At 63.0% G+C, this 23,614-nt stretch carries 21 protein-coding genes and 1 pseudogene; 11 read left to right on the top strand and 11 right to left on the bottom strand.

Going from position 1 to position 23,614, the window contains the following annotated elements; translation table 11 throughout:
• Positions 1–96 precede the first annotated feature (96 nt).
• The 3 genes from PVZ72_RS12340 (at position 97) to PVZ72_RS12330 (ending at position 2,813) form a co-directional block, all read left to right on the top strand.
• A complete protein-coding gene (locus tag PVZ72_RS12340) occupies positions 97–1,542 on the top strand; it encodes an NCS1 family nucleobase:cation symporter-1 (protein ID WP_273862040.1) in 1,446 nt (481 codons plus the stop codon).
• 109 nt (positions 1,543–1,651) lie between these two features.
• Positions 1,652–2,128: a DUF1289 domain-containing protein gene (locus PVZ72_RS12335; RefSeq protein ID WP_133860666.1), complete on the top strand. Its 477-nt coding sequence runs from the start codon at positions 1,652–1,654 to the stop codon at positions 2,126–2,128.
• A gap of 73 nt (positions 2,129–2,201) precedes the next feature.
• Positions 2,202–2,813 carry a tRNA-(ms[2]io[6]A)-hydroxylase gene (locus PVZ72_RS12330; protein WP_166655902.1) on the top strand — a complete coding sequence of 204 codons (612 nt, stop codon included), beginning with the start codon at positions 2,202–2,204 and terminating at the stop codon, positions 2,811–2,813.
• 6 nt (positions 2,814–2,819) lie between these two features.
• Here PVZ72_RS12330 and PVZ72_RS12325 read toward each other — a convergent pair whose 3' ends face one another.
• A complete protein-coding gene (locus PVZ72_RS12325) occupies positions 2,820–3,521 on the bottom strand; it encodes an endonuclease (RefSeq protein ID WP_133860664.1) in 702 nt (233 codons plus the stop codon).
• 138 nt (positions 3,522–3,659) lie between these two features.
• Here PVZ72_RS12325 and earP point away from each other — a divergent pair.
• The 3 genes and pseudogenes from earP to PVZ72_RS12310 form a co-directional block, all read left to right on the top strand.
• A pseudogene (gene earP / locus PVZ72_RS12320) lies at positions 3,660–4,787 on the top strand (elongation factor P maturation arginine rhamnosyltransferase EarP); the annotation flags it as partial.
• Between the two features lie 48 nt (positions 4,788–4,835).
• Positions 4,836–5,402 (top strand): elongation factor P, encoded by a 567-nt coding sequence (gene efp / locus PVZ72_RS12315; protein ID WP_166655901.1) that lies wholly within the window; start codon positions 4,836–4,838, stop codon positions 5,400–5,402.
• Positions 5,403–5,523: 121 nt separating this feature from the next.
• Complete coding sequence (locus PVZ72_RS12310; RefSeq protein ID WP_187981359.1) at positions 5,524–6,264, top strand: sulfite exporter TauE/SafE family protein; 741 nt, start codon at positions 5,524–5,526, stop codon at positions 6,262–6,264.
• On the opposite strand, the gene PVZ72_RS12305 is transcribed toward PVZ72_RS12310, so the two are convergent.
• A complete protein-coding gene (locus PVZ72_RS12305) occupies positions 6,265–7,116 on the bottom strand; it encodes a LysR substrate-binding domain-containing protein (RefSeq protein ID WP_273862333.1) in 852 nt (283 codons plus the stop codon).
• 101 nt (positions 7,117–7,217) lie between these two features.
• Between PVZ72_RS12305 and PVZ72_RS12300 the strand changes: the two genes are divergently transcribed.
• On the top strand, positions 7,218–7,469 hold the full coding sequence (locus PVZ72_RS12300) for a DUF1127 domain-containing protein (RefSeq protein WP_187979382.1): 252 nt from the start codon (positions 7,218–7,220) through the stop codon (positions 7,467–7,469).
• 34 nt (positions 7,470–7,503) lie between these two features.
• Positions 7,504–8,703: a winged helix-turn-helix domain-containing protein gene (locus tag PVZ72_RS12295; RefSeq protein WP_273862039.1), complete on the top strand. Its 1,200-nt coding sequence runs from the start codon at positions 7,504–7,506 to the stop codon at positions 8,701–8,703.
• A gap of 19 nt (positions 8,704–8,722) precedes the next feature.
• Here the strand turns inward: PVZ72_RS12295 and PVZ72_RS12290 are convergent, their stop codons facing one another.
• Positions 8,723–10,069, bottom strand: coding sequence for a class II 3-deoxy-7-phosphoheptulonate synthase (locus PVZ72_RS12290; RefSeq protein ID WP_273862038.1), 1,347 nt, complete (start codon positions 10,067–10,069; stop codon positions 8,723–8,725).
• Between the two features lie 112 nt (positions 10,070–10,181).
• Here PVZ72_RS12290 and PVZ72_RS12285 point away from each other — a divergent pair, with 112 nt between their 5' ends.
• Positions 10,182–10,931 (top strand): spermidine synthase, encoded by a 750-nt coding sequence (locus tag PVZ72_RS12285; protein WP_208691347.1) that lies wholly within the window; start codon positions 10,182–10,184, stop codon positions 10,929–10,931.
• A gap of 281 nt (positions 10,932–11,212) precedes the next feature.
• A complete protein-coding gene (locus PVZ72_RS12280; RefSeq protein ID WP_133860657.1) occupies positions 11,213–12,907 on the top strand; it encodes a DEAD/DEAH box helicase in 1,695 nt (564 codons plus the stop codon).
• Between the two features lie 309 nt (positions 12,908–13,216).
• Here the strand turns inward: PVZ72_RS12280 and PVZ72_RS12275 are convergent, their stop codons facing one another.
• The 4 genes from PVZ72_RS12275 to PVZ72_RS12260 all read right to left on the bottom strand — a co-directional run bounded on the left by PVZ72_RS12275 (position 13,217) and on the right by PVZ72_RS12260 (position 19,414).
• Positions 13,217–14,461, bottom strand: a complete 1,245-nt coding sequence (locus tag PVZ72_RS12275) for an ATP-grasp domain-containing protein (RefSeq protein WP_187979378.1) — start codon at positions 14,459–14,461, stop codon at positions 13,217–13,219.
• 63 nt (positions 14,462–14,524) lie between these two features.
• Positions 14,525–15,748, bottom strand: coding sequence for an ATP-grasp domain-containing protein (locus PVZ72_RS12270; protein WP_273862037.1), 1,224 nt, complete (start codon positions 15,746–15,748; stop codon positions 14,525–14,527).
• A gap of 169 nt (positions 15,749–15,917) precedes the next feature.
• Positions 15,918–17,018 (bottom strand): amidinotransferase, encoded by a 1,101-nt coding sequence (locus PVZ72_RS12265; protein WP_273862036.1) that lies wholly within the window; start codon positions 17,016–17,018, stop codon positions 15,918–15,920.
• A gap of 1,013 nt (positions 17,019–18,031) precedes the next feature.
• Positions 18,032–19,414, bottom strand: coding sequence for an adenylate/guanylate cyclase domain-containing protein (locus PVZ72_RS12260; protein WP_187979375.1), 1,383 nt, complete (start codon positions 19,412–19,414; stop codon positions 18,032–18,034).
• A gap of 200 nt (positions 19,415–19,614) precedes the next feature.
• Between PVZ72_RS12260 and PVZ72_RS12255 the strand changes: the two genes are divergently transcribed.
• On the top strand, positions 19,615–20,181 hold the full coding sequence (locus PVZ72_RS12255) for a nitroreductase family protein (protein ID WP_187979374.1): 567 nt from the start codon (positions 19,615–19,617) through the stop codon (positions 20,179–20,181).
• On the opposite strand, the gene PVZ72_RS12250 is transcribed toward PVZ72_RS12255, so the two are convergent.
• From PVZ72_RS12250 to PVZ72_RS12235, 4 genes are all read right to left on the bottom strand, one after another.
• Entirely contained in the window at positions 20,156–21,529 is a 1,374-nt protein-coding gene (locus tag PVZ72_RS12250) for a sensor histidine kinase (RefSeq protein WP_187979373.1), read from the bottom strand. The genes PVZ72_RS12255 and PVZ72_RS12250 overlap by 26 nt on opposite strands.
• Before the next feature lie 243 nt (positions 21,530–21,772).
• Entirely contained in the window at positions 21,773–22,207 is a 435-nt protein-coding gene (locus PVZ72_RS12245) for a Spy/CpxP family protein refolding chaperone (protein ID WP_187979372.1), read from the bottom strand.
• Between the two features lie 111 nt (positions 22,208–22,318).
• Complete coding sequence (locus PVZ72_RS12240) at positions 22,319–22,996, bottom strand: response regulator transcription factor (RefSeq protein ID WP_133860652.1); 678 nt, start codon at positions 22,994–22,996, stop codon at positions 22,319–22,321.
• A 4-nt stretch (positions 22,997–23,000) separates the two neighbouring features.
• Complete coding sequence (locus tag PVZ72_RS12235) at positions 23,001–23,585, bottom strand: septation protein A (protein ID WP_183629893.1); 585 nt, start codon at positions 23,583–23,585, stop codon at positions 23,001–23,003.
• Between the last annotated feature and the right edge of the window lie 29 nt (positions 23,586–23,614).

Genomic DNA, 23,614 nt, shown 5'->3' with positions numbered 1-23,614 from the left:
TTCGGAGCACCTGGCACGGACTCTGCCTGGAGGGATTGTATACAAAACAAGGCAGGCGCCGTATGCAGGTGCCCGCCACCACGGAGGAGGCGATCCATGAACCAGCAGATTCCCCCGGGCTACAGCCCACGTCTGTACAACGAAGACCTCGGCCCGGTCGAGCAGAAATGGAATTGGTACAACATCTTCGCCTTCTGGATGAGCGACGTGCACAGCGTCGGCGGCTATGTCTTCGCCGCCAGCCTGTTCGCCCTGGGCCTGGCCAGCTGGCAGGTGCTGATCGCCCTGCTGGTAGGGATCTGCATCGTTCAGGTGATCGCCAATCTGGTCGCCCGGCCCAGCCAGCAGGCTGGCGTGCCCTATCCGGTGATCTGTCGCCTGGCCTTCGGCGTCTTCGGCGCAAACATCCCGGCGGTGATCCGCGGCCTGATCGCGGTGGCCTGGTACGGCATCCAGACCTATCTGGCCTCCAGTGCCCTGGTCATCGTGGTGCTGCGCTTCTTTCCCGCGCTGGCGGTCTATGGCGACAGCAGCTTCCTGGGCCTGTCCTCTCTCGGCTGGATGGGTTTCCTCACCCTCTGGGTGCTGCAGGGCTGCGTGTTCTGGGCCGGCATGGAATCCATCCGCCGCTTCATCGACTGGGCCGGTCCCGCCGTCTATGCGGTGATGTTCCTGCTCGCCGCCTGGATCGTCTGGCGCGCTGGCTGGAGCAACATCAGCTTCACCCTGGCGGAAAAGCAGCTGACCGGCTGGGCCGCTTTTGGCCAGGTGATCGTCGCCATCGCCCTGGTGGTGTCCTATTTCTCCGGGCCCACGCTCAACTTCGGTGACTTCAGCCGCTACTGCCGCTCCATGCAGGATGTGCGGCGCGGGAATTTCTGGGGCCTGCCGATCAACTTCCTGGCGTTTTCCCTGGTCACTGTGGTGATCGTGTCCGGCACCCTCCCGGTGTTCGGCGAGATGATCCACGATCCTATCGCCACCGTGGCCCGCATCGACAACACCACCGCGGTGCTGCTCGGCGCCTTCACCTTCGTCACCGCCACCATCGGCATCAACATCGTCGCCAACTTCGTTTCGCCGGCCTTCGACTTCGCCAACGTGGCGCCCAGCAAGATCAGCTGGCGCGCGGGCGGCATGATCGCCGCGGTGGCCTCGATCTTCCTCACCCCCTGGAACCTGTTCAACAACCCCGAGGTGATCCACTACACCCTGGACGTCCTGGCTGCCTGCATCGGCCCGCTGTTCGGCATCCTGCTGGTGGACTACTACCTGCTGCGCAAAGGCCGGATCGAGGTCGATGCGCTGTTCGACGACACCCCGAATGGCGCCTACTGGTACAGCGGCGGCGTCAACTGGGTGGCGGTGCAGGCGTTGGTTGCCGCGGCGCTGATCGGGTTGTGCTTCACCTTCGTGCCCTGGTTCAAGCCGATCGCCAACTTCGCCTGGTTCACCGGCTGCTTCCTCGGTGGACTGTTCTTCTACGGGTTGAGCCGCCGCAGCGCCAGTCCGCTGGCGAGCCGGGGTGTCGCCGCGGTGTGATCCGCATCCTGTGATCAGGATGGGATTCTGCACGACCGGCGCGGGCCACCCGCGCCGGTCGTTGACGTTTCCGGCTAGACTAGGCGTTTTGCTCCAAGGCTTGCCGCCCATGCCCGCTCCTGTCATCAAGACGCCCTGTGTCGGCCTGTGCTCGACGATGTTCGGCGACCACGTCTGTCGTGGCTGCAAGAGATTCCACCACGAGGTGGTGAACTGGAATCTCTACAGCGAAGAGGAGCGGCGCGCCGTGTGGGCACGTCTGGAGCTGCTGCTGGTGCAGGTGGTGTCGGCCAAGGTCGATGTCTTCGATCCGGCACTGTTGCGCCAGCAGTTGCAGCAACGCAGCATCCGCTTCCGGCCCGATCAGTCGGAGTATTGCTGGGCCTATCAGTTGCTGGCCCGGGGCGCGCGCCACATCCAGCAACTGGATGCCTATGGGCTGCGCCTGCTGCCGGAGTTTCGCGATCGCCCCCTGGCCGAGTTGCGCGACGCCATCGACCGGGAATTCTTCCTGCTCTCCGAAGCCCACTACGACCGCTACATCGCTCCGCGCTTCCTGCTCGAAGGCATCGACAGCCGCGTCTGAACGCCAGCAGGCAGGCGGCGCTGCCCAGGCGCCTGCCTTTCTCTATAATGCGCGGCTTTTGCACGGGAGCACGCTGATGTCCTTGCCCGAGATGAACGAATTCCTCGGTTGCCGCACGCCGGATGCCTGGGTCGAGGCCGCGCTGCAGGACCTGCCGACGCTGCTGCAGGACCACGCCAACAACGAGAAGAAGGCCGCCGGCGCCGCCTTCCACTATCTGTTCACCTATTCCAATCGCGCCGAGCTGTCCTGGAAGATGTCGCGCATCGCCCGCGAAGAGCTGCGCCATTTCGAACAGGTGCTGCAGATCATGAAGCGTCGCGGCATCGAGCACCGCAACGTCAGTTCGGCCCGCTATGCCGGCGCCCTGCGCAAGCTCTGCCGCAACCATGAGCCGCTGAAGCTGACCGACAGCCTGGTGATCGGTGCCTTCATCGAATGTCGCTCCTGCGAGCGCTTCGGTGCGGTGGCGCCCCACCTGGACGCGGAGCTGGGCAAGTTCTACAGCGGTCTGCTGGCCTCCGAGGCCCGGCATTTCCAGGACTATCTCAAGCTCGCCTATCTCTATGGCGAGCGCGACGACGTCGACGCCAAGATCGCCGAGGTCCGCGCCCTGGAGGTGGAATTGATCACCTCCAGCGATCGCGAGTTGAGATTCCACAGCGGGATTCCAACCGCTGCTTGAAGCGCATTATTTGCAGGCCTTGGTCTCGCCGACATAGGGATTGCCGCGCCCCATGATGCAGGCCAGGCGCTGGTTGCGCTGACGCTCCCAGGCCTCCGGCGGATACTGCTTGGTCCAGGCGGTGTAGAGCTGGCGATCCTGCTTGGATAGGCGCAGGTCGTAGCGATCGCTCATGTAGAAGTAGGTACGGGCGACCATGCCGCGGATTTCCGGGCGGGGCATGGCGGTCTTGGCCTTGAAGTCCACCACCATCTGGCAGGCGCCATACTGGTTGGGCTTCTGCGGCAGCCAGCCGAAGGCGAAGTTGCTGCGGTCGCCATTGACCTCGCCGACCACCGGTACCAGGTTGAAGAGGTCGGCCTCGGCCTTCTGGTACACCGGGTCGTTGGCCGTGCAGTTCTGGCGACCGCCTTTCTGCCAGCACTGGCGCTGGTGGCCGATCACCCAGGCGGGGACGATGTGTTCCCACTCGATGCGGCTGGCGCGCTGGGCGCTCTTGCGCGGGACGTAGCCGCAGCTCTTGAGGTCCACGGTCTTGCCGCTGTAGTGGCAGCCGCAATAGAAGTCCACGCCTTGCTTGGCATAGACCTTGGCCGCCACTACCTTGGCTTCGCCGAAGGTACGCGGCGGCTGCGGCGGCTGGGGCGTCGCCAGGGCGCTCAGGGAAGCCAGGCTCAGGCAGAACAGCAGGGCAGGGCGCAACGACATTTAGAATCCGTCCGAAAAAGCGCGGATACTACCGACCCGCTCTTGGTCGCGGTGTGACTGGGTTCACTGGAAGCCGTCCCGCGTCCGCCCGCCAATCAGGCGGAACACGATTCGATATCAATGACTTAGAGGTATGGCATGGCAGCCTGGGACATCTTTTGCACGGTGGTGGACAACTATGGCGACGCGGGTATCACCTGGCGTCTGGCCCATCAGTTGGTCGCCGAGCATGGACAGCAGGTCCGCCTCTGGATCGACGACCTCTATCCCCTGGCGCGGATCCAGCCAGGCGTCGATGGCAAGGCCGAGCAGCAATGGCACCGTGGCGTCGAGGTGCGTCTTTGGCACGCCGACTGGACGGCGGCCGAGCCCGGCGACGTGGTGGTGGAAGCCTTCGCCTGTCAGTTGCCGGAAGGTTTCGTCACCGCCATGGCGCGTCGCGCCGAGCGCCCGCTCTGGCTCAACCTGGAATACCTGAGCGCCGAGGAGTGGATCGAAGGCTGTCACGCGCTGCCATCGCTGCAGCCCACCGGGCTGAACAAGTACTTCTTCTTTCCCGGCTTTACCGCCAAGGTGGGCGGGCTGCTGCGTGAGCACGATCTGCTCGATCAGCGTGACGGCTTCCTCCAGGCGGCCGCGGTCCGGGACGACTTTCTCGCTGGGCTGGGCGTGCGGCGCCAGCCCGGGGAGCGGCTGTTCTCGCTGTTCGCCTACGAGAACCCGGCGTTGATCGACTGGCTCGACGCCCTCAGCGCCGGCGCCCAGCCTACCTGCCTGCTGGTGCCGGAAGGACGGGTGCTGGCGAACGTCGCCGCCTGGCTCGGCGTGGACTGGCTCAAGGCCGGCGACGGCCACCGTCGCGGCGCCCTGCGGGTGCAGGTGCTGCCCTTCGTCTCCCAGCAGGAGTACGACCGGCTGCTGTGGTGCTGCGACTTCAATGCCATCCGCGGGGAGGACTCCTTCGTCCGCGCGCAGTGGGCGGCGCATCCCTTCGTCTGGCACATCTACCCGCAGGAAGAGGACGCCCACTTCGTCAAGCTCGAGGCCTTCCTGGCGCGCTATGTTGCGTCTGGCACTCCTGAACTGGGCTCCGCGGTCAGTGCCCTGTGGCTGGCCTGGAACGGTCGCGGCGACCTGGCAGCCGCCTGGTCGGCGCTGGACACACAGGTCGGGGAATGGCGTCTGTTGGCGCGTGACTGGAGCGATCGGATGGCTTCTCACAGCGATCTTGCCGCCAGCCTGGTGCATTTCCATACAGATTGGCTATCATATGGCGCCTCGAAATCCCGTTCTTCCATCCATACGGATAACCGCATGAAAACCGCACAAGAGTTCCGTGCCGGCCAAGTGGCCATGATCGACAACGCTCCCTGGGTCATCCAGAAAGCTGAATACAACAAGTCCGGCCGTAACGCTGCAGTGGTCAAGATGAAGCTGAAGAGCCTGCTCTCCGGCAGCGCGACCGAGACCGTCTTCCGCGCCGACGACAAGCTCGAGCCGGTGATTCTGGATCGCAAGGAAGTGACCTATTCCTACTTTGCCGATCCCCTGTACGTGTTCGTCGACAACGACTACAACCAGTACGAAGTCGAGAAAGACGACCTGGGCGATGCCATCGCCTTCATCGAAGACGGCATGACCGACGTCTGCGAAGCGGTGTTCTACAACGACCGCGTCATCTCCATCGAACTGCCCACCACCATCGTGCGCCAGATCTCCTACACCGAGCCGGCCGTTCGCGGCGACACCTCGGGCAAGGTCATGAAGACCGCTCGCCTGAACAACGGCTACGAGCTGAAGGTCTCCGAGTTCTGCGACATCGGTGACCACATCGAGATCGACACCCGTACCAACGAGTACAAGTCGCGCGCCAAGGTCTAAACCCGGCGTCTCGCTAGAAAGCCCGGCTCGCCGGGCTTTTTGCTGTCTGGCGCTCCGCTGGCGGTGCGCCGGACAACGGTTTCCGAATCTGTTCGCTTCTGGGTAGTGCGCCGTGGAATTGCTGTCTCAGCTCTTGATCGATATCGCCCTCGGGGCGGTGCTGGGTGTGGTGGGTGGGTTGTTCGGCATCGGCGGTGGCTTGATCGCCATTCCGGTGCTGGCCCTGCTGTTCGGCCTCGACCAGCAACTGGCCCAGGGCACCGCCCTGGTGATGGTGGTGCCCAACGTGCTGCTGTCGGTCTACAAGTACAACCAGCGCAATCGCATCGACTGGCAGCGCGCCGGTCTGCTGGCCGCCGCCGGCATGCTCTCGGCCCTGGCGGGTACGGCGCTGGCGGTGTCCCTGGACGCCCGCTCCATGCGCCACGGCTTCGTCGGCTTCCTGCTCGTGCTGGTGCTCTACAACCTCTGGCAACTCTATCGCCGTGGCCAGCCGCCGCTGACGACGCCGAGTCGCCTGGGGCTCGGGGTGCTGGGGCTGGTGGCGGGGCTGGTCGGCGGGCTGTTCGGCGTCGGTGGCGCGGTGATCGCCACCCCCATTCTCGCCGGGGTGATGGGCATGACCCAGGTGGCGGCCCAGGGCATGTCCCTGGCCATGGCGCTGCCGACCACTGGGGTCACCCTGGCCAGCTATGCCTGGCATGGGGAAGTCGACTGGAGCGTGGGTATTCCGCTCGCCCTGGGTGGACTGCTCAGCGTGAGCTGGGGCGTGAAGTTGGCGCACCAGTTGCCGGAGCGGCTGCTGCGTCTGCTGTTCTGCGGTTTCCTGCTGCTGTGTGCGGTGCTGCTGGCGCTGCGCTGACTACTGCCGAAAGCCCTCGGCGATGTGCTCGGCGAGGGTGTCGATGATCGGCGAGGCGCTGCGCGGATTGCGCAGCAGTTCGATGGAGCAGGCCGGCAGGTCGGGCATGCCGTCGGCCTCTCCCAGCCGGCGCAGCTCGCTCGGCAGCAGGCTTTCCAGCTGCGCGGTGACGGCGAGGCCGGCCTTGACGATGCCGAGCAGGGCGGCAAGGCTCGGGCTGCTGTAGGCCAGGCGATAGCCGCGGCCGCGATTGTCCAGCGCCCGGCGCGCCCATTCGCTGAGAAAGCACGAGGTGTTGAACATCGCCAGCGGCAGCGGATCGCGCTGGTGGATATCGAAACCCGGCGCCTCCGCCCAGATGAAGCGCTCGCGACGCAGGGGCAGGCCGATCTCGTTGCCCGGTTCACGGGTGACGATGGTCAGGTCCAGGTCCTGGCGTTGCAGCAGGCCGGCGGTGGTCTCGCAATTGACGTCCACCTGCACCAGCGGATAGGCCTTGGCGAAGCCCGCCAGGATGCCGGGAATGAACCTCATCACGTAATCATCGGGGGTGCCGATACGCACCGTACCCACCATGTGCGGTTCGCGCAGGGTGGTCATCACCTCCCCATGCAGCTTGAGGATGCGCCGGGCGAAGCCCAGCAGGATCTGACCCTCCGCCGTCAGGCGCACCTGGCGGCCCTCCCGTTCGAACAGCCGCCGCTGCAGTACGTTCTCTTCGAGCTTGCGCATCTGCATGCTCACCGCCGACTGGGTGCGATTGACCACCTCGGCCGCGCGGGTAAAGCCGCCTTGATCGGCGATGGCGACGAAGGTGCGCAACAGATCGGTCTCTATGCTCGGATAACTCATGGCATCAACCAGGCGAATGGATCGCATCAGAAAGATTCGTTGGATTGATGTTATGCCAGCTTTCAGACTTGAGCCATACCCCCTGGAGCAGGAGATTCACCATGGCTCAGCTCATCGCTCACCAAGATTCGTCTGCGCGTACCCCGGGTGTTCCGGGCGTCATCTTCCGTCTGCGGCAGGTCTGGGCGTGGTTGCGCCGGGCGGTCGAGCTATCTCGCCAACGCCGGGCCCTCTATCGCCTGGATGAGGGCGCGCTGCACGACCTCGGCCTGAGTCGCGCCGATGCCTGGCAGGAAGCCGACAAGCCGTTCTGGCGGCAACCCGCAGAGGAGGGCCGCCGCCGATCCTGCTAGGGTGGAAGATCACCTCTCTCTGTCAGGAGCTCGGATGGATAGCCTTTCCCTGCGCGAAGCCCGGCGCCTGGCCTTGCGTGCCCAGGGTTTCGGGAGTCAACCCAAGGGCGGTGCGGGCCTGGCCGCTTTGTATCGGCAGGCCGCACGCCTGAATGTGCTGCAGATCGATTCGGTCAATGCCTTGGTGCGCTCGCATTATCTACCGCTGTTCAGTCGTCTCGGCCGCTATGCCTTCGCCGACTTCGATGCCCTGGCCTGGGGTCAGGGGCGCAAGCGGCAGCTCTATGAATGCTGGGCCCATGAAGCCTCGCTGGTGCCGGCCGAGGTTTGGGCCGAACTGCGCTGGCGACGCGATCAGGCGCGCCAGGGCATTGGCATCTATCGGCAATTGGCGCGGTTCGCCGTCGAGCAGCCGCAGGTCGTTGCCCAGACCCTGGAGGCGGTGGTGCAACGGGGCGCCCTGGGCGCTGGCAGCCTGGCGAAGCGGGTCGAGCAGGCCGGTCCCTGGTGGGACTGGAGTCCGGGCAAGCTGGCGCTGGAGTGGCTGTTCGCCGCGGGTGAGGTGACGGTGGCCGGACGGCGCGGCTTCGAGCGCCTCTATGACCTGCCCGAGCGGGTGCTCCCGGCGGAGATCCTCGCGGCGCCTGCTCCTACGCCGGAAGCCGCGCGCCGGGCCTTGCTGCTGCGCAGTGCCCGTGCCCTGGGCGTGGCGAGCGAAGTCCAGCTGCGCGACTACTTTCGCCTGAGTCCCGCCGAAGCGCGGCAGGGCATCGCCGAATTGCAGGAGGAGGGCAGTATGCAGCTCGTTCAGGTGCAGGGCTGGTCGAAGCCGGCCTATGTGGCCGAGGCGCCGAATCCCGGGCGTCCGGTGCAGGCGGCGGCGCTGCTGTCGCCCTTCGACTCCCTGGTCTGGGAGCGCGAGCGCACCGAGCAGCTGTTCGGATTCCGCTATCGACTGGAGATCTATACCCCGGCGCCCAAACGGGTCTATGGCTACTACGTATTGCCCTTTCTCTATCGGGAGCGGCTGGCGGCACGGGTGGATCTGCGCGCCGAGCGGGCGCAGTCGCGCCTGGCAGTGCATGCGGTGCATCTGGAGGCGGCAGGCCTGGATGACGAAGGACTGGATGCCCTGGCGGCGCAGTTACGCTCCCTGGCTGCTTGGCTGGGTCTCGCCGACCTGCAGTTGCACGGGCCGGCGGACGTCTTGCGTGAGGCTGTTGCGCGGCACTAGATCGTGCCGCGCCCTCTGCCTAGCGGCGGATGCCCTTGAGCGTCTCGGCGATCATGAAGGCCAGTTCCAGGGACTGGTCGGCGTTCAGACGCGGGTCGCAATGGGTGTGGTAGCGGTCGGACAGGGCGTCTTCGGTGACCGGGCGGGCGCCGCCGATGCACTCGGTGACGTTCTGGCCGGTCATCTCGATATGGATGCCGCCCGCGTAGGTGCCCTCGGCCTGGTGCACGCCGAAGAACTCCTTGACCTCGCCCAGCACGCTGGCGAAGTCCCGGGTCTTGTAGCCGGTGGAGGCCTTGATGGTGTTGCCGTGCATGGGGTCGGAACTCCACAGCACCTGGCGGCCTTCGCGCTCCACGGTATGGATCAGGCGCGGCAGGTGATCGGCGACCTTGCCCACGCCCATGCGCACGATGAGATTGAGGCGCCCCGGATCGTTCTCCGGGTTAAGGGTATCGATCAGGCGGATCAGGTCTTCGCTGGTGGTGGAAGGACCGACCTTGACGCCGATGGGGTTGTTCACCCCGCGCAGGAATTCGACGTGGGCACCGTCGGGCTGGCGGGTGCGATCGCCGATCCAGAGCATGTGCGCGGAGCAGTCGTACCAGTCGCCGGTCAGGCTGTCGCGGCGGACGAAGGCTTCTTCGTAGTTGAGCAGCAGCGCCTCATGGGCGGTGAAGAAGTTGGTTTCCTTGACCTGCGGCGCGGTGTCCAGGCCGCAGGCGCGCATGAAGGCCAGGGTCTCGTCGATGCGATCCGCCAACTGGTGGTAGCGGTCGGCCAGGGCCGAGTTGGCGATGAAATCCAGGTTCCAGCGATGCACCTGGTGCAGGTCGGCGAAGCCGCCCTGGGCAAAGGCCCGCAGCAGGTTGAGCGTTGCGGTGGACTGGTTGTAGGCCTGGATCAGCCGCTGCGGGTCCGGGATGCGGCTGCCTTCGGTGAAGTCGATGCCGTTGACGATGTCGCCGCGGTAGGCCGGCAGGGAGACGCCGTCCTGGATTTCGTCGCCAGAGGAGCGCGGCTTGGCGAACTGGCCGGCCATGCGGCCGACCTTGACCACCGGGCAGCCCGCGGCGAAGGTCATGACCACCGCCATCTGCAGGAGCACCTTGAAGGTGTCGCGAATCTTGCCCGCGGAGAATTCGAAGAAGCTTTCCGCGCAATCACCGCCCTGCAACAGGAAGGCCCGACCCTGGGTCACCTCGGCGAACTGCCGGCGCAATTCACGGGCTTCGCCAGCAAACACCAGGGGCGGATAGCCGGCCAGGGTGCGCTCGACATCGGCGAGGCGGGCTTGATCGGGGTATTCGGGCTGTTGCTGGATGGGCAGGCTTCTCCAGCTGGTGGGGCTCCAGGGCGCGGACATGATTTTCTCTGAGTGGTGCGACGAAGCCGTCCATGGTAACCGATGACGGGCGCAACGCTCGATAGACAGTGCCCATCGCGGCTACCATGGGCGGCTATAGAGGAGGGTAGTGATGGTCGAGACGGAAGTGTTGCTGGAAGAGGTCGTCGACGACCATGGCCGGATCCGGGTGGTCGAGGTGGGGCCTTATCGCTTTCTGGAGTTCGGCGAGGAAGTGGAGCAGAGCTGCGTCTTCACCCAGGACCCGGCCTGGCTGGAATATGACTACAACCGCGCCATGCTGCTGGGCGCACTCTGCCACCCGCAGCCACGCCGTGCGCTGTTTCTCGGGCTGGGCGCCGGTACCCTGACTCAGGCCTGCCTCAAGTGGTTGCCCCTGGAGGCGGTGGAGGCGCTGGAGCTGCGCCCCGCAGTGCCGCGCCTGGCCCGCCAGCATCTGGGCCTGGCCGAGGATCCACGCCTGGCGATCCGCATCGGCGATGCCCTGGACCTGCTCGACAGCGCAGCGCCTGCCGATCTGATCTTTGTCGATCTCTACACCGACGTCGGCCCCTCCAGCGCCCATCTGGCCTGGCGCTTTCTGGAAAACTGCCAGGCCAAGCTCAATCCCGGCGGCTGGCTGATGATCAACCAGTGGAGTGCCACCGACGGCAAGCCGCTGGGCGCCGCGCTGCTGCGCGGGCTGTTCCGTCATCACTATTGGGAGTGCCCGGTGGTGGAGGGCAACGTGATCCTGCTGGTACCGGCGAGTCTGGAACAGGAGCTGGACGAGGCGGCTACGCGGCAGCGCGTTCGGGAACTGAGCCTGCGCATCGGCTTCGATCTGGAGTCCTATCTGGACAACTTGCGTGCGGCAACCTGACCTCAAAAGTAGACCAAGGTTCTCTGGAGAAATGTCCAGGGTTCGGGTATTATTCGCCCCGGTCTTTTTGACCTTCCGTTCAGGAACTGCATTCTCCCGGTCCGCCACCATGGCCACCCCGGTCGTGCGTTCGCCCAACGGCGAACAATCCTAGACGCTTCACCCCCTTTCATCCGCTATTTCGCAAAAAGCTCACACCTTGGCTGCCTGGGCGACTTCGGTCATTCGGATAAGCGCAGCTCTTGGCTTTGGGGTCTTTGCGAAGCACACGAGGCAAGACAATGACCCAGGACATCAGCAATTTCGCTGCGCTCAATCTCAATCCCGCCATCCTCGCCGCCATCAAGGCCGTCGGTTACGAAGAGCCGTCGCCCATCCAGTCGCAGTCCATTCCGGTGATCCTCGCCGGCCACGACATGATCGGCCAGGCGCAGACCGGTACCGGCAAGACCGCAGCCTTTGCTCTGCCGCTGCTCTCGCAGCTCGACCCGTCCCGTCGTGAACCCCAGATTCTGGTGCTGGTTCCTACCCGTGAACTGGCCCTGCAGGTCGCAACCGCCTGCGAAACCTATTCCACCGAGATGCCTGGCGTCAAAGTCGTGGCTCTCTACGGCGGCGCGCCCATGGGTCCGCAGCTGAAGTCCCTGCGCATGGGTGCCCAGGTACTGGTCGCCACCCCCGGCCGTCTGTGCGACCACCTGCGCCGTGACGACAATCTGCTGGCCACCGTCCAGCGCCTGGTGCTCGACGAAGCCGACGAGATGCTCAAGCTGGGCTTCATGGACGACCTCGAATTCATCTTCGAAGCCATGCCGGAAACCCGCCAGACCGTCCTGTTCTCGGCGACCCTGCCGCCGTCGATCCGCGCCATCGCCGAACGTCATCTGAAGAACCCGCAACACGTCCGCATCGCGGCCAAGACCCAGACCGTCGCCCGTATCGAGCAGGCGCATCTGATGGTCCATGCCGACCAGAAGCCCGCCTCGGTGTTGCGCCTGCTGGAAGTGGAGAACTTCGACGCCCTGATCGCCTTCGTGCGGACCAAGCAGGCGACCCTGGACCTGGCCGAGCTGCTCGAGCGCCAGGGCTATCGCGTCAGCGCCCTGAACGGCGACATGCCCCAGGCTCAGCGCGAGAAGACCATCGAGTCCCTCAAGGACGGTTCGCTGGACATCGTGGTCGCCACCGACGTGGCGGCGCGCGGTCTGGACGTGGCGCGCATCACCCACGTGCTCAACGTGGACATGCCCTACGATCCCGAGTCCTATGTGCACCGTATCGGTCGTACCGGTCGTGCCGGTCGTGAAGGCCGCGCGCTGCTGCTGGTCACCCCGCGCGAGCGGCGCATGCTGCAGGTGATCGAGCGCGTTACCGGTCAGCGGGTTGGCGAGATCCGCCTGCCCGACGCCGAAGCCGTGCTGGAAGCCCGTATCTCCCGTCTGGCCGATGGCGTGGGTTCGCTGCTGGCCGATGCCGATGCTACCCACGGCGCGCTGCGTCAGGAGCTGTGCGAGCGTCTGCAATGCGATCCTTCGACCCTGGCCGCTGCGCTGCTGGCCAAGCTGACCGCCGGCCGCGCCCTCGATATCGAGTCGTTGCGCCGTGAGCAGCCGCTGACCCCCGGCGCGGGCCGTGGCGACCGTCCACGTACCGAGCGTGGCGATCGTCCTGAGCGTGGTGAGCGCGGCGAGCGCCCGGATCGTGGTGAGCGTCGCCCGATGCAGCCGCTGCCGGAAGGCCGCGTGCGTTGCCGCACCGCCCTGGGCGCCCGTGACGGCGTTGCCGCCAAGAATTTGCTGGGTGCCATCATCAATGAAGGCGGCATGGATCGCGAGGCCATCGGCCGCATCCAGATCCGTGACTCCTTCAGCCTGGTGGAGCTGCCCGAGGACGGCCTGGAGCGTCTGCTGACCAAGCTCAAGGACACCCGCGTAGCCGGCAAGGCCCTGCGCCTGCGTCGCTATCGCGAGGATTGATCCCCAGCGTTTCGCTGGCGAAAATCAGGCCCCGGCGCTGTAAGGCGTCGGGGCCTTTTTATTGGGATCGAATCGTTGCCCGGCTGATGAACACGCTACCCGCGCTGGAGTGAGCCATAGGGGTCGCTGTCCTCCTGTGCCTGGCGACAAAGCATGGGGCGCCGAGATCGCCCTGGCAGCAGCCGCCCAGACAAGACACGGTAGCTGGGAGTGAGGCTGCAGGCGATGGTAGCGCAGGTGCGTGCCCTAATGGCGGGCTGCACGCCCGTCCCTCTTGCCGGAGAACCTTTACCCCCCCTTTGTTGGCGCCTAGCTGCTTCTGGCTTCGAGATGGACCTGGTAATGATCCAGAACGTAGTGAACGTCTTCAGCGACTCTTTGCCGCCCACCACAGAATACGAATGTTCCAAGGCCATCCTTGTGGCAGAAGAACTCACCCGATGCTGTGTCCCCTGGGCGCGGAAGGGTGCTGATTTTCAATGTCGGCAGGTTCTCGCTATCCGGGAGCGAGAGGTGCGTGACATAAAGCGTCTCACGGGACAGGTGTCTTTTTGGAAACATCAGGTAGGCCCAGGCTTCGGCACTGTGGTGGGCCTGTAGGGATTCGCAGAGACCCAATTGAAGCGTCAGGTGAAGCAGGCGCAGGTCTATTCCATGGGCGAGCTCTATCATTTCGGCCGTAGGTCCTCCGCCAGGGCGGTAGGCAATTTCCAGCAGCTCGAAGCCATCGTCGGCGTCGCCGAAGGCTTCGATATGGTAGACCCCATCAGGCCCGTCAAACGCAACCATCACGCGCTCGATGAAGGGTCGCCAGCGTGCCTGAAGATCGTCTTCGGGTACGGAGAGGTACCCCAACGGGCGCTCGGCGAGATAGTCGATGGGTTTTCCCAGGTATTCTCCCGCGGACAGGAATGCCAGCTGTTTCCTTAGGACGACTGCATCTAGCTGATACAGCGGCTGGCTGTTGTAGGTTTCAAGGATGTACTGACGGTCGCTCATATCCTGATAGGCGTCATCCTCACCGCTGTGAATGTCGGAAAGCTCGAGGGCACTGGTGATGATCTTGACCCCGACGGCGCCAGCCAGGGACCGGGGTTTCAAGATGATCGGGAATGTCGCCGCGCCGCCCTTGATCTGGTCGAGTGTGAGTTCTCTGGGCGTCGGAATGTCGAACGACTGGGCGATCTGCTTCATTCGCTTCTTGTCGCGAAACCGTGCCGCCACCTCTAGCGTTAGCCCTGGCAGTCCCCAGCGCTCATTGGCCCAAGCTGCAATGTGTACCGCGAATTCATCATTGGGTAGGACCGCAGTTACCCGGTACTCGCTGGCGATTCGGTCAAAGGCTCTTTCAATCTCGGCATGGGCGGCAAAGTCACGAACCAGAAAGGTGTCGGTGCGATTCAATTCCGCTCCGGCCTGATCCAGCAGATCCTCCAGAAGATAGACGAACGTCCAATGCGGTATTGGGTAGGTGTTGCTGATGTTAGCGATTACTTCACTGACATCCAGTTCAGAGGAAATAATCAGTATGGTGTTTGGCTGGTCTATTCTCATGACGAAATTAGCCTCCAGTTTTGTGGAGAATCCTCTGAGGCAGGATTATTCCAAAGCGGCTTTTCACTGTTCAGCGGCCACGTCGACCCGGTAGTTTTTATTCAGGTAGTCGATGTCCTGAAGCACGAGCTTGCGGTTGCCACAAAATACGAAAGAACCCAGCGAATCCTTGTAGCAGTAGAATTTTCCCGACGCTAGATCGCCTGCTCTGGGCATCGCATAGGTTCTCAGAGTCGGCATGTTTTCGAGGGGCGGAAAGGCGGTCTGTGTGACGTAGAGCGGCTCGGTAGCAAGATGTTTTTTAGGAAAGGTCATGTAGCCAAAGGCCTCTTCCTTGCGTTGGATATCGAGTGACGGCGCTAAACCCAGCTGTGCGGCAAGATGGATATGCTTCAGGTCCAGCCCATAGACCATCTCTATCATCTCCACGATGGCTGCCCCGCCAGGTCGGTAGGCGATTTCCAGCAGTTCTGCACCGGCGAAGGCTTCTATGTGATAAACCCCGTCAGGCGCTTCGAATGCGGCTATCACGCCTTCAGTGAATTGGCGCCAGGTATCCTCGATCATCCGTTCGGGGACGGACACCGTGCCGACAGGTTTTTCCTGCAGGAAATCAATGGGTTTTCCCAGGTATTCGCCGACCGATATGAATGACAGCGTTCCTTCGAGAACGACACAGTCTATATGATAGATACTGCTTGGATTGTAGGCTTCGATAAGATACTGACGCTCACTCATGTCCTGGTAGTCAGGGTCGAAATTGATATCTATTCTTGAAAGTTCTTCTGCTGTGGAAATGATCTGGACACCTTGAGACCCTGCCAGTGAACGCGGTTTGATGATGAGGGGGAACTGGATCTCTGCGCGCTTGATTTCATCAAGGGTAATTTCCCTGGCTGTCTTGATGCCTGCTCGCTGAGCAATTTCTTTCATCTTCTTTTTGTCGCGAAACCGTTGAGCATTTTTTCGAGTTATGCCTTGGAGTTGCCAGCGATCATTTGCTGAGGCGGCGACGTAGAGCGAAAATTCATCAAAAGCGATCGCCGTAGAGATTTTATAGTTGCAAGCTATTCTATCCAGCGCACCCGCTACCTCAGTGGCGTTAGCGAAGTCGGAAACGATGAAGTTTTCCGGCCGTTTCAGTTCGGCGCCTGCTTCGCCCAGGTAATCCTCCAGCAGGAAGACGAACCCCCAGCCCTCCAGGTCATGCAGCGCCTTTATCGCTTCCAGCTTCGCGGCGACAGCGAGGTCGGAAGAAGCGATCAGTACAGTAGGTTTGTCGTTCATTTCAATTCCCTGGCTTGGGTTCGGCTGCCCGTATCGCTCCTTGGACGCTGTCTGGAAATGCTCTGCGCTTATAGACCTTTCCGACAGGATGGGGCCGTCAAGCGCGCAGGGTCTCCGGTCCCTGCACGCTAAGAGCATCCCTGTGCTGCAAACAGGGCGTCGACCGTCATCAGATATAACTTTTCAGGCTCCCGCGACGTTTGACATCCAGCGTCGCGCAGTGAAAAGAGCCTCCAAAGGTTTGGAAGTGTTTGAACGGACAGAGGATGGTCTTGAATCCCCACTTGCGAAAGGCACTGATCAATGCCTCCTCGTCCTGTTCAACAACAACAGTTCTTTCGTCCAACATCAGCACATTGATGTGAATCCACTTGGAAGTGATGTAAAGCGGATGGTGATCTGGCAGGTTGGACTGCGGAGGATTTAAAATTTCCCAGTCTTTGAAGATGTCAGGGATCTGCGGTACCCAGCCTTTGTTGACCAGTACACGACCTGGTGCCAGTGGCAATATCGTTGTGTCGATATGCATGGGTCCCGGCTCTTCAAACTCATAGATGTGGATGCGATAGTCCGGACCCAGGGTTCTGCGCAGCCATTCGATTCCTTTGTTGTTGGTTACATGGCTACGCTGCCCGATGATGTCACGGCCCATTTTCATGAAATCGGCAGCGTCAAATAGTGGTTCCGCTTCAGTGATTATGGAATTAAATGGAATCTCTTGATCGAAGTCATAATCCTTTTTCCAGATGTCGTCTTTCAGCATCGGCTTGGGCGCCGAGATCCAGTCGGCACCTCTGCTGAAGTAATCGTTCAGGATGTCACGAAAAGCGAAGGTCTCGAAGTAACGGCTGCGCCAGGCCATGGGTACTTCAATGATCTTCTTGCCGATCGCAAAGAGGCAGTCCCTTGGCATGGCGGAGTAGAAGGTGCCACCTGTCGTGAAATGGGGAGTCACTATGGGCTGATGATGATTGGACTCGTTTGGCCGTCTTACTCTTATGCCCTCGGCTTCCAGGATCCTGGCCAGCGTATTGACTTCCTGCCTGGCTTTGCTGACCAGCTCTTCTGGAAAACGCCGTCCTGAGTAGGTCTGGAAAAAGTCGCTTGATTCCCGGGGTATGATGGCCTTCAGGCCGGTATCCCATTCAGGTACGCGAATATCATCCATTATTCCAACTATGACCTCTTCCAGGGGGTCCCACTCCGTATAGACTTCTACAGGGCTTTCCAAGTTGGAAAAAAATGACGACTCTTCTGTTTGGAATTCCATGGTCAATGGCCTCCGGCAGTAAGTGAAGAGTTTATGTTTGGCGAAAAAATACTGGGTGGCAAGAGCGGAGGTTAAGTAAATATATATTGTCGGATTATAAGATAACGGTATTCCTATGTGTTGGTCGAGTGTTGGGGTCAAAAGTGCGGGTGAGTGCGCGCGCCTTCTGCTTAATTGATGTTTCTTGTGGGGTGATGATTTTTAGTGCGTCTTCCTGACTGCTGCTGTATTTTTTTAGAGGGACTGTGGTTGGCGGCTTGATCCGGTCAGGCTATTTGATAAAAAGGAGATGCATCGGTCTGCACGATAGGTATTGGCGTACATGTAATAAGCAGGGCGAAAATTAATATGCTGGTAGTACTTCTTTGAAGATCATGCGGCCGGCATGTCATGGCGGAGATGGCGTGCATCTTCATGGGTTATTGAAATCGCTCTGGGCGATTCAAGGATGGGGAGAGGCGCTTCAGGGCGCTATTGAAGGCTCACCGTGAACGCTGCCTAGGAGGTTGGGCTGCACCTGACCCGCATCGGTACTTTGCGCCGTGTAGATTCGCTGGCCAAGACTGATCGTCGCCCGACTACCTTTCAGAAAATCGGGATAGGCCGGTTCGCCAGCAGCCCAAGGGAAGGTGGCCCCATCACTGGCGTTGCCCGTCCTGGAGTCGTAAGTAAGCCTTCGGCTTCGCGTGCTCCTGGAAGAGGCCGGGCAGCGTGGGTATCGAAAGCGCATGAGCGCACGCCGTCCAACGTTGGCCTGGGCCTGTGCAGCTAGGCCGAAACGACGAGTTCGCTTCAGCTACGCGGTTGTATGTTTACCGGGCTAACTCGCGATCTAATGGGCGGCAACGGGTATTGCCGGGAGGAGGGCTGGCCTGCTGCGCTTCCGGCCTCTCAGCGATACATCAGCGCCCGGTTAGGCACCAGCCCGAATGCTGCTTGCGCTAGCGGTCTGGTTGCGCCCGGCCAAGGGTGCCGAGGTGCGTCTGGATGCGGCCGCAGGGTCTGCGGTCGCGTTAAAGGATCACCTTGTCCTTCAGCTTTTCCGCCGCCAGTTGCAGCGCCTGAATGACCCGGTCCTTATCGTAGTTCTGGATGTTGTTGGTGTCCAGGTACATGGAGAAGCCCGGCAGTTCGTGCTCGACGTAGCTGGGGGAGGCGCCCAGGTCGCGGCGGAAGTCCACCACCTGGTAGATCTGCACCGGCTTGCTGAAACCCTTGACGGTGATCCAGCTCTTGTCGCGGCACATGATGGTTTCCTTGACCAGCGAGTAGGTCTCGTGGCTGATCAGGATCTCGCCGGCGTCGGCAGCGTTTTCCAGGCGGCTGGCCAGGTTCACTTCGCGACCGATGATGGTGTAGTCCATGCGCGTGCTGGAACCGAAGTTGCCGACCGTGCAGTAACCGGTGTTCAGGCCCATGCGGATCTCCAGCGGCTTGTTGATGCCCTGGCTGCGCCACTGCTGGCGCAGGACCTTCATGTGCTTGCGCATGGCGATGGCCATGGAGACCGCGGCCACGGCATCCTTCTTGGCGCCCTGGCTGTTGGCGTCGCCAAAGAACACCATCACGCAGTCGCCGACGAACTTGTCGATGGTGCCACCGTACTTCACGGCGATCTTCGACATCTCGTTGAGGTAGTTGTTGAGCATGTCGGTGAGGGCTTCGGCCTCGAGTTCTTCGGACAGCTCGGTGAAGCCCTTGATGTCGGAGAAGAACACCGTGATCTTCTTGCGCTGGGTGCCCAGGGCGATGTGCTGTTTGCCGGTGAAGATGGATTCCCAGACCTGGGGCGAAAGGTACTTCGCCAGATTGTGCGCCAGGATCGCCGACTTCTCCTGCTCGCGCTTGAGATCGTCGTTGATCTGGATGAGGCGTTTGCGCTGCCGGTGCAGGAAGTAGCCGGTGCCCCAGAGGTGCAGCATGGTGCCCACCACGCTGGTGACCGCCACCAGCAGCGGACTGGTGAGGTCGACGCCATGAAAGAAGGTGGCACTGCCCAGCGCCGCGGCACTGGTGGCGAACAGCAGGCAGAGGCCGAGCAGGCGGGGACCACCGCGCAGCATGCTGGTGTAGCCGAGCATGAACAGCAGCATCAGGGTAGGCATCAGTGGGAAGCGCAACACCACCGCGGCCATGCCGACGTGGATGGCGTCCAGGGCGGCGAGCAGGATATCGGTCTGGGCGCCGCGGTCGCGCCGGAGCTTGAGGCTCAGGGTCTGGGCCACGTGCGGATAGAGCAGGGCATAGGGGATAAGCCAGAGGCCCACGGCATCGGCCTGGACGTAGTAGCCCGCAGTGACGCTGGCGGCGGCAATCAGATAGGCGAATACCCGGGCGTAGTAGACGCCCAGGCTGTCACCGGACGCTGCGAGGAACCGGTTGAGCGCAAACTTCATCTGTCGGGTCCGTTTCGAAAAAGGCGAGAGGTCGGGATAACTCCGTTCGCGACGATGAAAGCGGCCGGGTTTTCTTGCATTGGCGATCTTAGCCGACCGCCCCGGCGAGGGCCAAGATTGTCGGCCGTTCCGCTGCTGTGACAGCCAAATTCGACAGTCATCCCTGGGTTACACTGCGGCATCTTTACAGGAGAGACGCTATGGATGCCCTCGCAGCCCTTTGCAATCGCGCCTCGGTCGGTCGCCTGACCGGGCCAGGCCCGACCCCCGAGCAACTCGAGACCCTGCTGCGCGCCGCGGACCGGGCGCCGGACCACAAGCTGCTGCGCCCCTGGCGGCTGATCCTGGTGGCCGGCGAGGGCCGTACTGTGCTCGGCGAGCTCTATGCGAACGCCCTGCGCCGTCGCGAGCCCGATGCGGATGCAGCGGCCCTGGACAAGGCTCGGCGCATGCCACTGCGAGCCCCCCTGGTGATCGCCGTCGTTGCCACCCTGCAGGAGCACCCCAAGGTGCCCGTCCAGGAGCAGATCATTACCGCTGGCTGCGTTGCCCACGGCCTGGTCAACGCGGCCTTCGCCCTGGGACTTGGGGCGGTCTGGCGCTCCGGTGACTTCAGCTACGACCCCTGGGTGCTGCAGGGGCTCGGGTTGGCCGAAAACGAACAGCTGGTGGGCTACATCTACCTGGGCACGCCGGAGGTAGCGCCGCGCGTCCCGGCGCCGCGTGATCTGAGCGCGCAGGTCAGCCATTGGCCAGGACCGGCCTGAGCGGCAGGATGACGGTGGCGAGAAAGCCGCCGTCCGGGTGATTGCTCAGGTGCAGCTCGCCCCCATGGCGCTCGATGGCGCGGCGGGCGATGGCCAGGCCGAGGCCATAGCCAGTGGCGTGCTGTTGATCCGAGCGGAAGAAGGGCTCACCCAGGCGGGGTAGGTCGGCTGTCTTGACCCCGGGCCCGTGGTCGCGCACCTGGATGCGGACCTCGCCTTTCGCCGCCGTTGCCGAAATGACAATGGGCTGCGCGGGTGGATTGAAGCGCAGCGCATTGCGCAACAGATTGTCCAGCGCGCGTTCCAGCACGTCCGGCCAGCCATCCAGCCGCAGGGCGGTGGGCACGGCCAGTTCCACGCGCTGCTGGGGTGCGCTGAGCTGGGCATCCTCCACCAGGCCTTCCAGCAGTGGATGCAATTCCAGTTGCTCGGGTGGGCCCGGGTCGGCTTCCTGGCGGGCGAGGGCGAGGATCTCGCCGATCAGGGTTTCCAGGCGATCGCATTCCAGGGTCAGCCGCGGCCACATGTTGCCCAGGTCACGAGGATCGGAGCGTTCGGCCAGCGCCAGGGCGATGCGCAGCCGCGCCAGCGGTGAACGCAATTCGTGGGACACGTCGCGCAGCAGCTGCCGCTGGCTGTCGATCAGGCGCTGCAGGTGGGCGCCCATGCGATTGAAGTCCTCGGCCAGCACGCCCAGTTCGTCCTTGCGCCGGGCCAGGCGGGCCAGGGTGTCCTGCTGATAGGCAGTCTGGCCGAGATCGTGGACGGCGCGGCGCAGATGATTGAGCGGGCGGGTCAGACTCAGGGTCAGCAGCAGGCTGAACAGGGTCAGTACCACGGTGGCGATGGCCAGCATGCCGACCGGCCAGAACAGGCTCTGCCGGCGCCAGGCGCCCAGCTCGGGCGTGGGCAGGTGGTAGATGAACAGGTAGTTCTGACCGCTCGGACTGGTGTATTCGTCGGTCAGGCGTCGCCAGGGCAGTGGCCGGTTGGGATCGCGGGCGCCAGGGCCGGGACGCTGCTGATGCTGCGGCTGGTCGAGATCCTGGTCGAAGATGCGCGGTGGCAAGGTGCCGCGCACCAGGGGCGAGCCGTTTTCGCCCAGCACCAGCACATCGATGCCATAGCGGCCCTTGCGCTGTTCGAGCAAGCCCTGGGCGGCGGCGGGACCGTCGTTTTCATAGCGTTGCACCCATTGTTCGGGAAGGTCGCGCAAGCCGGGATGCTGCGCGAGGATCCAGGAATCCTGGTCGGCCAGGTGGCCGAGCAGCATGGTCAGGCCGACCGCGGAGAGGATGGCCAGCCAGAAGGTGGCGAAGATGCGCCAGAAAAGGGAACGAAAAACCATGCGGTCGCCTTAGAAACTGCTCAAAGTCTGCTGCGCGTCGGCCAAACTGCGTTGAAAATGCCCTGGAAGGCCAGCCCCGTCCGAATGCTCATTTACTACTCGTAAACCCGAGCGCGGGTCCGATCCGCTTCCTCAGACATTTTCGTGGGGCCGCCTAGGCCTTGTTTGTCTCCAGCTCGCGAGACGTTGGGCAGGTTCTCGGTCAGACGCCGCGCCGAGGACCGTCGGCGCAGCGATCGGGGATTACGAGGACTTGTGGTCCTGCTTCCACTGCTGGAATTCCGCCCACTCCTTGGCGCGATCCTCGCGCTTCTTTTCCATTTCGTCGAAGCGCTTCTGCTGATCGGGCTTGAGCAGGGCGCGAATGGACTGACGAGTCTTGTCGCGATTGCCATCCAGCTGATCGTGCAGGGCCTTGCGCTGATCTTCGGGCAGCTTGTCGAGATAGCTCTTGACGATCTCGCGTTGCTGCTGGCGTTCCTCGCCCATCAGCTTGCCGACCTGCTCGCGTTGCTCGGGCGTCAGCTTGAGACCGCGCAGGGGGCCATCGCCACGCGGACCACCATCCATCAGCTTGCCGTGGGGCGGCGGGGCGATGTCGGCGCTGTCCTGGGTCGCGGCCAGGGTCAGGGTCGGCAGCAGGGCAGCGAACAGCACGGCGGGCATGAGTTTGCGCATCGGGAAATCTCCTTGGGATGACCGGTGCAATACCGGATGAGCCCAGTCTAGGAGCGGGGAAGTCAGTGGCGGTCAGCGGGCGTAAAGAGGGGGTAAAGGCTGCGCGGAGGGCTAAACGCTGTAGTAGTAGCCGCGGCCGCGCAGGGCGAGGATGCGCGGGCGACCGTCGGCATGGCTGCCGAGTTTGCGGCGCAGATTGCTGACGTGCATGTCCAGACTGCGGTCGTAGAGCGTCAGCTTGCGTCCGAGGGCTGCCTGGGCCAGCGCCTGCTTTTCCAGGGGTTCGCCCGGCTGGCGCAGCAGGGCTTCGAGAATGCGACTCTCGGTGAGGGTCAGGGTGATCTCGGTTTCGCCGATATTGGCGACGCCCCGCGCCAGACTCAGCGACAGATCGCCCAGCTGCAGGCGGGCCGCGGGTTGGGCCGGATGGCTGCGCCTGAGGATGGCTCTCAGCCGTGCGGTGAGTTCACGCGGATCGCAGGGTTTGGCCAGATAGTCGTCGGCACCCAGTTCCAGGCCGAGGATGCGGTCCAGCGGCTCGCCACGTCCCGACAGCATCAGCACGGGCAGTTGCGGATGATCGCTGCGCAACTGCTTGAGCAGCTCCAGGCCACTGCCGTCCGGCAGCATCACGTCCAGTACCACCACGTCCGGCGTGGCTTCGCGCAACTGGGTGCGGGCATCGCTGCCGGCATGGCAGGCGGTGACTTCGAAGCCTTCCTGTTTCAGCCAGGCACCAAGCAGCTCGCACAGCTCCTGGTCATCGTCGATCAGCAGTATCTGACTCATGGGATCAGTCTCGCGGTTCATCCATGGGTTGCAGATGGCGCGCCAGATAGAGGCCCTGGCCGAGCATGAACACCAGGGTCATCGCCAGGCTGCCGAAGACCTTGAAGTCGACCCAGAAGCTTTCGTAGGTGAAGGCCACATAGAGATTCGCGCAACCGCAGACGATGAAGAAGATGATCCAGGCGATGTTCAGCCGCGTCCAGATCGGCGCCGGCAGACGCACCGCGTGGCCCAGCATGCGCTGAATCAGCGGCTTGTCGCCGATGAACTGGCTGCCCAGAAAGGCCACGGCGAACAGCCAGTTCACCACCGGTGCCTTCCATTTCAGGAAGGTCTCGCTATGGAAGGCCAGGGTCATGCCGCCAAACACCAGACAGGCGATCAGCGTCAGCCACTGGCTCTTTTCCAGCCGGCGCTGGGTCGCGAAGATCGCTCCATAGACCACCAGGGACGCGATGATCAGGACCGCGGTGGCACTGAAGATGCCGCCCAGGGTAAAGGCATGCCCGGCGAATTCCAGCGGACGCGGATCGAGCTTGTAGACCAGGAAGAACAGGAGCAGGGGGATGAAATCGATGAATTGTTTCATTAACGCAGCCGATAGCAGTGCATCGCGGC

The sequence above is a fragment of the Pseudomonas sp. LA5 genome, assembly GCF_028640825.1.
GTDB lineage: Bacteria > Pseudomonadota > Gammaproteobacteria > Pseudomonadales > Pseudomonadaceae > Chryseomonas > Chryseomonas aestiva.
The sequence above is the reverse complement of the archived record's forward strand: the minus strand, read 5'-3'. Positions and strand labels throughout refer to the sequence as shown.

Excerpts from the sequence above, each read along its gene's own strand:
- PVZ72_RS12340 (WP_273862040.1), top strand. The coding sequence starts at position 97 with ATGAACCAGCAGATTCCCCCGGGCTACAGCCCACGTCTGTACAACGAA.
- PVZ72_RS12335 (WP_133860666.1), top strand. The coding sequence starts at position 1,652 with ATGCCCGCTCCTGTCATCAAGACGCCCTGTGTCGGCCTGTGCTCGACG.
- PVZ72_RS12325 (WP_133860664.1), bottom strand. The coding sequence starts at position 3,521 with ATGTCGTTGCGCCCTGCCCTGCTGTTCTGCCTGAGCCTGGCTTCCCTG.
- efp (WP_166655901.1), top strand. The coding sequence starts at position 4,836 with ATGAAAACCGCACAAGAGTTCCGTGCCGGCCAAGTGGCCATGATCGAC.
- PVZ72_RS12305 (WP_273862333.1), bottom strand. The coding sequence starts at position 7,116 with ATGAGTTATCCGAGCATAGAGACCGATCTGTTGCGCACCTTCGTCGCC.
- PVZ72_RS12300 (WP_187979382.1), top strand. The coding sequence starts at position 7,218 with ATGGCTCAGCTCATCGCTCACCAAGATTCGTCTGCGCGTACCCCGGGT.
- PVZ72_RS12295 (WP_273862039.1), top strand. The coding sequence starts at position 7,504 with ATGGATAGCCTTTCCCTGCGCGAAGCCCGGCGCCTGGCCTTGCGTGCC.
- PVZ72_RS12290 (WP_273862038.1), bottom strand. The coding sequence starts at position 10,069 with ATGTCCGCGCCCTGGAGCCCCACCAGCTGGAGAAGCCTGCCCATCCAG.
- PVZ72_RS12285 (WP_208691347.1), top strand. The coding sequence starts at position 10,182 with ATGGTCGAGACGGAAGTGTTGCTGGAAGAGGTCGTCGACGACCATGGC.
- PVZ72_RS12280 (WP_133860657.1), top strand. The coding sequence starts at position 11,213 with ATGACCCAGGACATCAGCAATTTCGCTGCGCTCAATCTCAATCCCGCC.
- PVZ72_RS12275 (WP_187979378.1), bottom strand. The coding sequence starts at position 14,461 with ATGAGAATAGACCAGCCAAACACCATACTGATTATTTCCTCTGAACTG.
- PVZ72_RS12270 (WP_273862037.1), bottom strand. The coding sequence starts at position 15,748 with ATGAACGACAAACCTACTGTACTGATCGCTTCTTCCGACCTCGCTGTC.
- PVZ72_RS12265 (WP_273862036.1), bottom strand. The coding sequence starts at position 17,018 with ATGGAATTCCAAACAGAAGAGTCGTCATTTTTTTCCAACTTGGAAAGC.
- PVZ72_RS12260 (WP_187979375.1), bottom strand. The coding sequence starts at position 19,414 with ATGAAGTTTGCGCTCAACCGGTTCCTCGCAGCGTCCGGTGACAGCCTG.
- PVZ72_RS12255 (WP_187979374.1), top strand. The coding sequence starts at position 19,615 with ATGGATGCCCTCGCAGCCCTTTGCAATCGCGCCTCGGTCGGTCGCCTG.
- PVZ72_RS12250 (WP_187979373.1), bottom strand. The coding sequence starts at position 21,529 with ATGGTTTTTCGTTCCCTTTTCTGGCGCATCTTCGCCACCTTCTGGCTG.
- PVZ72_RS12245 (WP_187979372.1), bottom strand. The coding sequence starts at position 22,207 with ATGCGCAAACTCATGCCCGCCGTGCTGTTCGCTGCCCTGCTGCCGACC.
- PVZ72_RS12240 (WP_133860652.1), bottom strand. The coding sequence starts at position 22,996 with ATGAGTCAGATACTGCTGATCGACGATGACCAGGAGCTGTGCGAGCTG.
- PVZ72_RS12235 (WP_183629893.1), bottom strand. The coding sequence starts at position 23,585 with ATGAAACAATTCATCGATTTCATCCCCCTGCTCCTGTTCTTCCTGGTC.